At 50.9% G+C, this 11,457-nt stretch carries 11 protein-coding genes; 6 read left to right on the top strand and 5 right to left on the bottom strand.

Annotation, left to right across the window (positions count from 1 at the left end; genetic code table 11):
* Both FBQ85_18810 and FBQ85_18805 read right to left on the bottom strand, forming a co-directional pair.
* Window positions 1–1,082: hypothetical protein (locus FBQ85_18810; protein ID MDL1877186.1), on the bottom strand; the 1,082-nt coding region annotated here is incomplete at its 3' end.
* Between the two features lie 108 nt (window positions 1,083–1,190).
* Window positions 1,191–2,846, bottom strand: coding sequence for a hypothetical protein (locus tag FBQ85_18805; GenBank protein MDL1877185.1), 1,656 nt, complete (start codon window positions 2,844–2,846; stop codon window positions 1,191–1,193).
* A 468-nt stretch (window positions 2,847–3,314) separates the two neighbouring features.
* Between FBQ85_18805 and FBQ85_18800 the strand changes: the two genes are divergently transcribed.
* The 4 genes from FBQ85_18800 (at window position 3,315) to FBQ85_18785 (ending at window position 7,152) form a co-directional block, all read left to right on the top strand.
* Entirely contained in the window at window positions 3,315–4,598 is a 1,284-nt protein-coding gene (locus FBQ85_18800) for an NAD(P)/FAD-dependent oxidoreductase (GenBank protein MDL1877184.1), read from the top strand.
* Between the two features lie 744 nt (window positions 4,599–5,342).
* Window positions 5,343–6,221: a bile acid:sodium symporter family protein gene (locus FBQ85_18795; GenBank protein ID MDL1877183.1), complete on the top strand. Its 879-nt coding sequence runs from the start codon at window positions 5,343–5,345 to the stop codon at window positions 6,219–6,221.
* 322 nt (window positions 6,222–6,543) lie between these two features.
* Complete coding sequence (locus tag FBQ85_18790; protein ID MDL1877182.1) at window positions 6,544–6,933, top strand: hypothetical protein; 390 nt, start codon at window positions 6,544–6,546, stop codon at window positions 6,931–6,933.
* A 12-nt stretch (window positions 6,934–6,945) separates the two neighbouring features.
* Entirely contained in the window at window positions 6,946–7,152 is a 207-nt protein-coding gene (locus tag FBQ85_18785) for a helix-turn-helix transcriptional regulator (protein ID MDL1877181.1), read from the top strand.
* Window positions 7,153–7,790: 638 nt separating this feature from the next.
* Here the strand turns inward: FBQ85_18785 and FBQ85_18780 are convergent.
* The 3 genes from FBQ85_18780 to FBQ85_18770 all read right to left on the bottom strand — a co-directional run bounded on the left by FBQ85_18780 (window position 7,791) and on the right by FBQ85_18770 (window position 9,838).
* Entirely contained in the window at window positions 7,791–8,057 is a 267-nt protein-coding gene (locus FBQ85_18780; protein MDL1877180.1) for a DUF2442 domain-containing protein, read from the bottom strand.
* Complete coding sequence (locus FBQ85_18775; GenBank protein ID MDL1877179.1) at window positions 8,057–8,533, bottom strand: response regulator; 477 nt, start codon at window positions 8,531–8,533, stop codon at window positions 8,057–8,059. Before FBQ85_18775 ends, FBQ85_18780 begins: the two co-directional genes overlap by 1 nt.
* Before the next feature lie 351 nt (window positions 8,534–8,884).
* On the bottom strand, window positions 8,885–9,838 hold the full coding sequence (locus tag FBQ85_18770) for a pyridoxal-phosphate dependent enzyme (protein MDL1877178.1): 954 nt from the start codon (window positions 9,836–9,838) through the stop codon (window positions 8,885–8,887).
* A gap of 419 nt (window positions 9,839–10,257) precedes the next feature.
* On the opposite strand from FBQ85_18770, the gene FBQ85_18765 reads away from it, so the two are divergent.
* Both FBQ85_18765 and FBQ85_18760 read left to right on the top strand, forming a co-directional pair.
* The gene (locus FBQ85_18765; GenBank protein ID MDL1877177.1) at window positions 10,258–10,785 is read left to right on the top strand and encodes an RNA polymerase sigma factor; all 528 of its coding nucleotides are present in this window, start codon (window positions 10,258–10,260) and stop codon (window positions 10,783–10,785) included.
* Between the two features lie 9 nt (window positions 10,786–10,794).
* Window positions 10,795–11,457 (top strand): hypothetical protein (locus FBQ85_18760; GenBank protein MDL1877176.1); only part of this gene is annotated, 663 nt, incomplete at its 3' end.

The following is an 11,457-nucleotide window of genomic DNA, read 5'->3' as shown; positions in this document are numbered from 1 at the left end:
AGCGTGTCATGCGTATTGTGCCCGACGATGAAAACCTCCTTGCCGTCGGTCCAAATGCCGGTGTAGGTCGGCACGTCCGGCGCTTCGAATTGCGTGAACTGATGCCAATCCTTTCCGTTGTAATGCCACACCTGGCCGTATTGCCCCACCACGTAAAAATTATCCGCGCTTGCGCCGAAAACGTTTTCCAACTCCGCGTTGTAGCGCATGATGAATTTCCACCGCTCGCCCGTCCATTCGAAAAGTGTGGCCTCGCCCACAGAATAGAGCTTATCCCACGGACTGTACCAAAGAGCTTGGTGGCCCCAATCAACGTCGTAAGGGCCGCCAACGACGGAGTCGATGTCGACAATGGTGAAGGCGTTGTTGGCGTATTGGACGAAGTAATGGTATTCGCTTTGAGGAATCGTATTGTAATCGAATCCTCTAATGAGTATGTAGACCCTATCGCCTGTTGGCGTTCCGGCGATGGAGCGAACCATAACCTCGGAATTAGGTTCCTGAGTAATAGGCAGAAGGAGCTTTTGCCATGATAAGCCGTCATAATGAAATAGAGTAACATTGCGTCCGCCTGCCCAAAGATTGGATGAAGAATTTCCCCAAACGGCCAAAAGAGCCCCGCCCTTCAACAAAGCCGCGTCTTTAACTTCAAACCATCCACTGCCATTATAGCGAATGACCAAGCTGCTATCGAGAAAATTGGGCGGCGGGTTGGGATTGAAATTGAGCCGTTCTCCCACGGCCCAAATATCGTTCGGACTAAAGCCAATAATATCTCTCAGGTCGATAGCGCCAATTATATTTCCTCCCTGCGCCGTAGAAAGCTTGACATCTTCCCAGTTCTGTCCGTCATATTGATACATTTTCCCCCCGCCATGGCCGTTATGACCAGCAGTGTAAAGTTTATTCGAATTACTGCCCCAAATTTGATACATGTAGGTTTGGAAACTGTTTTGAAAAGAAAGCGTGTCGATACTCCAGACATATGCTCTCGGATTGCGTGGTTGTTCAACCGGTTCTGTTGGCTTCTTCTTGCAGCTTGCAATCGTCATTTGACCAAGCAAGGCTGCAAAAAGCAGCAATCTCAGTGTTTCGTTTTTATATGTGTTCATGGGCGTTTCGAATTCTTTGGGTGTAAAATAAAATTGGCCGCGACCATTGCGGCCGCGGCCAAAATTGATTGAGACCCTTTACTTGGTCAACAAAAGCTTCCCGGAAGCGCGAAACGTTTGGCCGCCGTTGACCGGCGTTGCGATCAGGCGATAGACATATAGCCCGCTCGCGGCTTTTTGTTCGGCATCGTTCGCACCGTTCCACCGGATGCTGTAATGCCCGGCAGACTTTTCACTTTCGACAAGGCTGCGCACGAGCTTGCCGTTCATGTCGAAGATCGCCAAAGAAATCATGGCATCTTCGACGAGTTGGTAGCTAATCGTGGTCGCAGGATTGAACGGGTTGGGGTGAGCTGAAAGGCCGTATTGCTTCGGATTCTGGCTTGCCTCATCCGCAGAAGCCGCCTTGGGAATAATGCCGCCGTCGCCAAACACCGTAATGTAGTTTTCATACGCCGACTTGGTCACGCCGCCGCAAGAATAATGGCTGCGAATATCGTACTCCACCAAATCGTCGGTGTAGCCGCTGGTCATCAAATAATCATAATCGGTCCACGAGGTCACGTTATTGTTCAACGTGGTCAACAGAACCGGCGGACCAAGGGAGCCGCCCGCCGGCTTCTCTCTGCGCCACACTTGGTATTTCACGTTGGCGTCGGGATGTTGATTCCATGCAAAGGAAATATATTGCCCCGCGCTGCTGCTGACGTGGAGATTGTAATCGCTCATGGGCTTGGGGCGGTCAACCGTGAAGTTGGCTGTGAGCGTCACGTTGCCGTTGGGCTGCACCGTGCGTTGGCGCGAAGTGTTGCCGTCCGACCATTGCGTGAAATCGTATTCGACGCCGTTGTAGGTTTGGTCAATGGCTTCGAGGGTTGTAGAATTATACTGCATCACGATTTCATCATACGGCGAAGAACGGTTGGTGCCGCCGACTTTGATTGTTCCTGGATTCCCAGAAACACAGGAGCCGAATTGGTTTTGGGCGATGACGTGGTACTCAGCCAAAAAATTCGCTGTGTAGGTTTGATCATTGGAGGGTACGTTGATGGTTTGCTCCAATGTAGCTGGTCCATTGCTCCATCCCTGAAAAATCCATTTATACCCGCCATACCACTGCGGTGTAATGGCCTTGAACTGAAGCTGGCTGTATGGCGCATAGGATTTCGAAGCGCTTGGCTGCGTGTAAACTTCAATCCACTCGCCGAATTTATCTTTGCCCACGTACATCGTGCCGCCGTTGAAGCTGTTTTTGAACGTGAGCACGACCGTCTGCGTGCCGCCGCGATGATAGCCAACGGGGTTGCTGCCTTGCCAAGTGACGACTTGAGCCACTGTCTTGTTTTCTGGGCTTCCACCTTCATACGGCACTTGTCGAACTGAAATGTTGCTGAAGCCGCTGCCGTTGATCGCAGTCACGTAAGCCGCGTGTCCTTGCAAGCCGGCGCGCACGCCGTTTTCCGCCCACACTACAATATCGCCCACTTGCAGGCCGCTGAGGGTCGAGCTTGCGGTAAACGGAAAATAGTTTTCATCAATCGCGTTCGCCCAAGTTTCAGAAGCCGGGCATTCGTCATCATCATCGTCTTTGCCAAAGGCGCGGCCTTGGGCATAGCCCCAGCAAATGGAGTTGTTGTGATTGTGCGTGATCGGAATGTGCCCGCCCATCGTGGAGGCGAGAACCAGAATCGCGAATGCGCCAATCAAAAGCAAGCGCGGAAGTTTTTTCGTCATCTCTTTTCTCCTTTGGTTTGAAGTGGTTCATCCGTCGTGTTTGTTCGAAACCGATCGTGAACCAGTCCCGCACCTCCTTGTTGCGTTTTGAAAGGCATTTGATTACCATGTTTTCCGCAAACCGTTCGCGCGCTTGCATTGGCCTGAGAACCTGTAAGCGTGGCGATGCCCGGAACGTTCAGCTTGCGCTGAACTCGCGGCGGGGCAACCTGGACTAGGGTTGTCCCGGTTTGCGTTTTCCCAAAAAGAACCTCGTCGCGCCGAGGCGCGAAATAAAAAGAGTGAAGAGTGAAGAGTGAAGAGTGAAGAGTGAAGAGTGAAGCTTTTACCCAATTGTTGTCTAATTTAACCGCCGAAAGAAGTGCTGACAAGATAAAATAAGTATCATTGCAATCAAGAGATTTTTGTTTTTATTTCAATCGGTTTTTTATCAGCTTTATGATGCCGTTCCGGGCCGGGTGAGGGAGAATTCATCTGATCGACAAATATGTGATCATCGGCGCCGGGCCTTCAGGCCTGGCGGGGGCGAGAAATTTGCAGCGTTTCGGTATTCCGTTTGTCGGTCTCGAAGCGCATCGCGAGGTGGGCGGTTTGTGGGATATCGAGAATCCGCGCAGCACGGTTTATGAATCCGCGCATCTGATTTCTTCAAAGAAGATGACGGAGTTCAAAGAGTTTCCCATGCTAGAGGGCGCGGCCGATTATCCCAGCCACACAGAAATGCGTGAGTATTTTCGCGCGTTTGCGAAACATTTTGATCTGCACCGACACTATCGTTTCAACACCACCGTCGCGCAAGTAGCGCCGGAAGGTGAAGGCTGGCGCGTCACGTTGCACACCGGCGAATCCGATATTTATCGCGGTGTGATCATTGCCAACGGCACACTTTCGGAGCCGAACATTCCGGCCATCGCGGGCAATTTTTCCGGTGAGATTTTTCATTCCGCGAAATATAAAAGCCCCACGGTTTTTGCAAGCAAGCGCGTGTTGATTGTGGGCGCAGGCAACAGCGGTTGTGACATTGCCGTTGATGCCATTTATCATGCCAAACACACGGCCATTAGCGTGCGCCGCGGCTATCACTTCGTGCCGAAATTCGTTCTCGGCAAACCCGCGGACACCATCGGCGGCAAACTCAAGCTGCCGCCGCGCCTCAAACAAAAGATCGACAGCGCGTTGCTCAAGCTCTTCACCGGCGATCCGCAACGCCTCGGGTTTCCCCAACCCGATCATAAACTCTACGAATCGCATCCCATCGTCAATTCACTCATTTTATATCATCTCGGCCACGGCGACATTACGGTCAAGCCGGATATCGCGCGCTTTGACGGCAAATGTGTTCATTTCAAAGACGGCAGTGTTGCGGAATACGATCTCGTGGTGCTGGCCACCGGCTACAAGCTGCATTATCCGTTTATCGATAAAAAATATCTCAACTGGCATGACACAACGCCGCAATTGTATCTCAACGCTTTTCATCCTGAATTTGACAATCTTTTTGTTTTGGGAATGATCGAAGCGGCGGGCATCGGCTGGCAGGGCCGTTATGAACTGGCCGAGCTGATCGCGCGCTTCATTCTTGCCGCGCAACGCCAAACGCGCGCTGCCGCAGAATTCAAAAACATCAAAAGCAATCCCATGACGGATTTGAGCGGCGGTTTCAAATACATGAAGCTCGAGCGCATGGCCTATTACGTTCATAAAGAAACCTACCTGAAACTGGTGAAAAAGCATATTGCTTTGCTGAAATAAATGCGTTTAGTTATTGACCGGTCACTGCAGCAGACTCACGCTGCGCAGAATCGCTCAAAAAGTGACCGGTCAATTGACCTGATATGAAAATGTTTACGAATGAACACGATAAAGCTAGTGCACGGTTACCTTAATTCATATAACTGTTTTATGTGTCATTTGAAGGAATCCTCTGAAGCATGCGGCCCAGAACGAATTTTCACAAGATTCTTTCAGAATGACATTCAGGTTGGGATATATTTTTCAGGGTAACAATCTACCCCGATTTTCAGACAAGCTTCAAATCAAAGCTTCTGCGCAGCAGCGAATAACTGTTCGGCGAAGCTCGGTGATCATCGGCAATAAAGTTTTCCACCGAAATACGCCGAAGTCGCCGAGCATCTCCGCAAAAACTCTGGCAGGATGATTTGTCGGAATTATTTTGAATCGTTCTGCCGACAAATCATTCGCCATAAACTTTCAGAATTTTATTCTATGTTTGAATAGGTAATCCGCCTAAAATCAAAAATCCGTGAGAATCCGTGCCAATCAGTGGCTTAATTTTTATTTTAATGGTTTTGTCCACAATGGTTTGCTTTTAAAAAGCCTTCGCGGTCTGATGGTTTTTCCAGGCCAAAACTCTGTAACCAGAAACGGCAAATTCCCACTCTTTGGTTACACTGTGACACCGGCTGCTGATTTGCACAAAAGGAAGTCGATTGCTTGAACGCCCTCGATCAGATTCGCCTGAACTTCGATCCCGCGATGTTGACGCTTTTGAATATCATCCTGGGCGTGGTGATGTTCGGCATTGCGCTCGACATCCGGCGCTCGGATTTCAAGGCGATTTTCGATTTTCCCAAAGCCATGCTGATCGGGTTGCTCGGCCAATTCGTGCTTTTGCCCGCGCTGTCGTTTGGGCTCGTCACGGCGATCTCGCCGACGCCCAGCGCTGCGCTCGGCATGATGCTCGTGGCCTCGTGTCCGGGCGGGAACATTTCGAATTTTTTGGTGTACCTGGCGCGCGGCAATACCGCGCTTTCCGTGTGCATGACGGCGGTTTCCACACTGTTCGCGCTGGTGATGACGCCGCTTAATTTTTCGCTGTGGGGATCGCTTTACCCGCCAACACGCACGCTGCTCAAGGAGATTTCCTTGAATCCTCTCGATCTCATGAGCGCAATTTTTTTGTTGTTGGGATTGCCTCTGGCACTGGGGCTGTTTCTCTCGCAAAATTTCCCGGGAATCGCTTTGCGCCTGAAGAATCCCATGAAAATGTTCTCCATGATTTTTTTCGGCGGATTCATCGTCGCGGCATTGGCTGCGAACTGGCAAAATTTTTTGAATTATGTCGGCCTGGTGGCAGGCGCGGTTTTTTTGCAAAATGCCATTGCGCTGGCCAGCGGCTATCTCGCCGCCCGGTTCACGGGCTTGCCGGAGCGCGATCGGCGCGCCGTCGCTATCGAAGTCGGCATTCAAAACTCCGGTTTGGGGTTGATTCTCATTTTTAATTTTTTTGAAGGCCTGGGCGGCATGGCGCTGATTGCCGCGTGGTGGGGAATCTGGCACATCATCAGCGGGTATGCGCTGGCATTATTTTGGTCAAGACGCACAAAAAGGCTGAATGGCGCAGCCAGAGTTTGAGTTTTTAGATTTGTCTGAAACATCTCATGCCGTTTTTGAGTTGATCCCGCCCGTCTCTCGTTCCCACCCTGAAAATTCATTTGATAAGAATATCCCAAATCTCATTCCTGCACAGGCTTGAAAATAAATTCAAGATCAATATAATTAATTTTTTAAGAAAACACTTTTTACCATTTGGTTAATCTCTTCACGGGCGAGTATTTCATTTTTGCTCATTTTGAGGAAAAAAATTTTTCACAATAAGTAAAATATACTTGACAAATAGACAAACTTGCTTTATAATTGATGTGTCAATTAAACTTTACTAGAAAGGAGAATAGCCATGACCACAAAAGCCAGCCGCGTTCCCAAACCACTTTTGGCAGTTGCCGTTTTTCTTGTGCTTTATTTTATAGCGCGCCTCGTGCTCAAGCAACCTGATTTGGCGCAACCGCTGCGCGTAACCGTGGCGTTGCTGCCGATTCCGGTTTTTGCATTGTTTCTTCTTTCATTTATTCGCGGCCTAAAGGCATTGGATGAGCTGGAGCGGCGCATCCAACTCGAAGCGCTGGTCATCGCGTTTCCGCTGGCGATTCTGCTGATCATGACGCTCGGCTTGCTGGAACTGGCTGTTCCGCTCTCGCCGGAGAATTGGAGTTATCGTCACATCTGGCCATTTTTGACGATGTTTTATTTTATCGGATTAGCGATCGCGCGCAAACGCTATGAATGAGGAGGCAAGACTATGAAAAACCGGCTACGCGTGCTGCGCGCCGAACGCGACTGGTCGCAAGCAGAGTTGGCGGAAAAGCTTGGGGTGTCGCGCCAGACCATCAACGCCATCGAAACGGAAAAATACGATCCGAGTTTGCCGCTCGCCTTTAAAATGGCGCGCTTGTTCGGCCAGCGCATCGAGGAAATTTTTGAGTTGGCGGAGGAATCGTCTGCTTAACCCATCAAGTTGTAACGCACGGAATTGACACAGCGGCGGTAAAATTTGTGAGACTGTCCCAACTCAAGACAGATTAATTTGTATGGCCCGCGAGACATGCGAAATCTGCGAAAAGTTTGCGCGCTTTTTTGCGTGTTTCGTGAGCAAAATTCAAACGTGCTCAAACAAGCCAGGCCTTGGGCTGCAAAAAGGTAAAATATTTTGGGGAATGCGATTTCTAACGCTTACATTTTTGTGAGAAATGTGTTGATTTAAAGAAAGTCGTCGGGAAAGTATGTTGTCGTCACACAAAAATGTCACGGCACGCAAAGACTGAGGCAGGAGGGCTTACGATTTGTGTATCAGAATTACACGAATGATTTCGAATTCGTATTCCTTATTAAGCCGCGACAATAGCCGGGCTCTCAAAAAGCAGAGCGGACTGTGTACTCACTCGTAATAAGAGCAACGAAGTCAATGTTTTATTGCCTGGGAAAAGGCTCATTTAGTAAAAAGTGAATGACTCAAAAATTCGGCACGCGGCTTGCTAAAGAAAAGGGCAGAAGAAAAAAGGAATGTACTGACACGGAATGTCGGTTCAAACGACTGTGGCTCCCCCTCACAGCCAAGAGGCTCGGGTCGAATGACTCGGGCCTTTTTTATTGGGAATTTGCCTCCAAAATTTCCATTCCCAAAGTTTCGGCATGTTGAAGTAATGGCGAAATTGCCAGGTCTTCGTCGATCTCCGGCCAATGAATGCCATAGCCGGAGGGCGCAACCTCAAAACGCTTTCGTTGATCCAGGTTGGCATTTGCCGATCTCAACGAACAGTCTTTCCATCGGATGCGATACGATTTGCCGTCAACGTCGAGGTATAAATAATTCTCGTCCGCTTCAACCGACTGGATGTCATGGATTCTGGCCATTATTTCACTCCTTCATCTCTTAGTCTGTAACCCACCCCCGGCTCAGTGAGCAAATAGCGCGGGCGCGCGGTATCTGCCTCAAGTTTGCGCCGCAACTGCGCGATATGAACGCGCAAATTGTGGCTTTCCTGGCTGTGCGTTTGACCCCACGCTTCTTTTAGCAATTGTTGATGCGTTAAAACCTTGCCGGCATGTTTTGCCAATGTTGCGAGCAATTTGAATTCGATGGGCGTGAGGTGAATTTCGGTTTCGGCCAAGAACACTTGTCGCCGCGCCAGATCGATACGCAATTCGCCCAACACGATCACGGGATCTTCGGGTTCGCCGGCCGCGCGGGCGGCATGACGCAGCGCCACCCGCAGCCGCGCCAGCAATTCGCCAACGCCGAACGGTTTGGTGAGATAGTCATCCGCGCCGGCATCGAGCGCGGCGATTTTATCCTGCTTCTGACCGCGCGCGGAGCGTATTGCGGACATGAAAGTCCACGTTCCCTTTTTGACAAAGCTTGATCAACCCAAGTGAAGCGGCAAGAAACAGGAGCAGCAACAGCACATAGAAAATATCCACGCCGAAACCTCCGAAATTGTTGCCGCAATATAACATCTTGGGGCGTCAAGCTGCCACCAAGGTTGGGAGTCAGAAGGTCAAGAAAGTGTAAAGGAGGAGGTGGAGAGCATGCTGCGTGTCATTCGAAGAAGGAACCCTGTGAAGCACATGGTACCGTGCTCCAATCTTCACAGGATCCTTGCAGGATGACACATTGGTAGGAGTTCGAATTCAGTGGACGAAAGGTGTCGGGGTTGGAGTTCGTCGAATGCGCAACAATCTCACTGCGGCAGCCAGGGCAGCTTTTCCAAATCGCAATTACCGCCGGAGAGAATCAAGCCCAGGCGCTTGCCGGCAAAATCGAATTTGTTTTCCAACAGCGCGCCCAGCACAACTGCCGCTGAAGGTTCAACGATGATTTTCATGCGTTCCCAAATGTGCCGCATCGCGGTAATGATGTTCTGCTCGCTGACGGTTACGATTTGTTGCACGTGACCGCGAATAATGCCAAAAGTCAATTCACACAGCGAGGTGAGCAAGCCGTCTGCAATCGTTTTGGGATTGGTCGAAGGCATGATCTTGCCCTCCTGCAGCGAACGATAGGCATCATCTGCGCCGGCCGGTTCAGCGGCAATTACTTTTGTTTGCGGTGAAATCCCGGCAACTGCGATGGCGGTGCCGCTCAACAACCCGCCTCCGCCCACCGGCGCCAGCACAACGTCGACATCATCCACTTCTTGCAACAATTCCAGCGTAGCCGTGCCCTGTCCCGCGATAACGCGTTCATCATTGAACGGATGCACCACGGTTGCGCCGGTTTCTGCCACGACTCGCGCCAGGGTTGCTTCACGCGCCGCCAGAGTTGGCTCACAGAAAACAATCTTGCCGCCGTAGCCTTCCACCGCCAGCTTCTTGATACGCGGCGCGGTTTTAGGCATGACGATGAAGGCCGGCGCGCCACGCAATCTGGCCGCCAGCGACAAGGCTGCTGCATGATTGCCGGAAGAATGTGTCGCAACTCCTCGCGCCAGTTCTGATTCACTCAACGAGAACACCGCGTTGCACGCGCCGCGAAACTTGAACGCCCCGATTTTCTGCAAATTTTCACACTTAAAAAACAGTTGAGCATTGACCATGCGATCGATGCTCTCGCATGTCATCACCGGCGTGCGATGCGCATGCGGCTTGATGCGCTCGGCCGCGGCGCGAATGTCAGTCAAAGTGGGAAATGTCATATTGATCTTTGCTCCCAAAAAAGCAGAATGATTTGTTTGCAGAAGTAAGAATTTAGCCGTTTGAAGTTTTCGCCCACTGAATTGAACTCAAAAAGCTTAATTTCTGTGGGCGGTTTTTTTGTTCTGGGTTCATTTAGCTAAATTCTTGCTGGTAGAATTATTTCCTGATCATCCTAGCGAACCATTATTTTGCCTGCTATGCTTTACACAGTTTTGTTGGCTGCTACAGTAAAAAAAACTTTTTGCCAAAGCAAGGCCAAAGTGCCAAGTTTCATGCAGCATTCTTAAAGTTTATTCAGCCATTTGCTTGCGCGTCACGCAGATTTTTTGTAACCTTTTCGCCCCCAGCGCGGTGTTTATAAGTGAAACGACGAAGGAAAAGGCGGAAACGCGTGAATGCCCCGACGGATCGAGAGATCATGATGCACGTGCGTGACGGCGAGGTGAACAAGCTCGGCTTGTTGTTCGAGCGGCATCATCTCGCGCTGTACAATTATTTTGTGCGCCAAACCAGCGACCGCGCCCGCAGCGAAGATTTGGTGCAGGACGTTTTCCTGCGCATGCTGAAGTATCGCCACACCTATCGCGGCGAAAGCGAGTTTGCCTTGTGGATGTATCGCATCGCGCGCAATGCCTGGGTCGACCATTTCAGAAAGAACAGAAGAGAGACGCGCTTTAACGAGGAGGATGACGAGCCGCTGAGCCTCGATCCGATTGCCAGTGAGAATGTGGAGGAAAATCAGAAAGTAGATTTGCTGCATGCCGCGCTGGCAAAACTGACTCCTGATAAACGCGAGGTGCTGGTGCTCAGCCGCTTTCAAGAGATGAAGTATGAAGAAATCGCGCAATTGCTGGGTTGTGCGGTGGGTACGGTGAAAGTGCGCGTGCATCGCGCGTTGAAGGATTTGAGAGAAATCTATGCCGGCCTGACGGACGAACATGTTTGAATCCGCATAATGCCGGCAATCCTGGCCAAACCAGGATTCACGCACGATGGTGTGAAAGGCCACGGCCAAGCCGATTTTCGGCGAGCTTGTCGAGATGCGGCAGATCGAAACAATTATACACAAATGAGATGCTCCATGACTTGCAATCAAGCAAACGAACATCTTCCTGATTATCTCATGGGAAGTCTGAACGCCGCCGCGCAAAAGGAATTGCAGATACATTTGGAGACTTGCGCGGGTTGTCAAGCCGAGGCCGAAAGCTTGCGCGCACTGTGGGCGGATCTGAAAACGCTGCCCGCCGAACATCCGAGCGCGGAACTGCGGCCGCGGTTTTATGCCATGCTCGAGGCTTATCAACACGGCTTGCAGGAAGCAAAGCCGGCAAGCGGCGTGCGTGATGCCATAGATGGCTGGCTGGCGCGCTGGTGGCCGCGGCGCCCAGCGTGGCAATTCGGTTTTGCAATGGCCATGTTGTTGTTCGGGCTTTGGCTCGGCCAGCGCCAGACGAATGTTGCTAATGACAATGTGGAGATGGCGCAGTTGCGTACGGAATTGCAAAGTATGCGGCAGTTGGTGACGTTGTCTTTGCTGCAACAATCCTCGCCGACGGAGCGGCTGCGCGGCGTGAGTTACAGCCAGCTCGTGCACGAGCCGGATCAAGAAGTGAAAGCG

It is taken from the genome of Cytophagia bacterium CHB2, from assembly GCA_030263535.1.
Classification (GTDB): domain Bacteria; phylum Zhuqueibacterota; class Zhuqueibacteria; order Zhuqueibacterales; family Zhuqueibacteraceae; genus Coneutiohabitans.
This window is presented reverse-complemented; position numbering and strand designations above follow the sequence as displayed.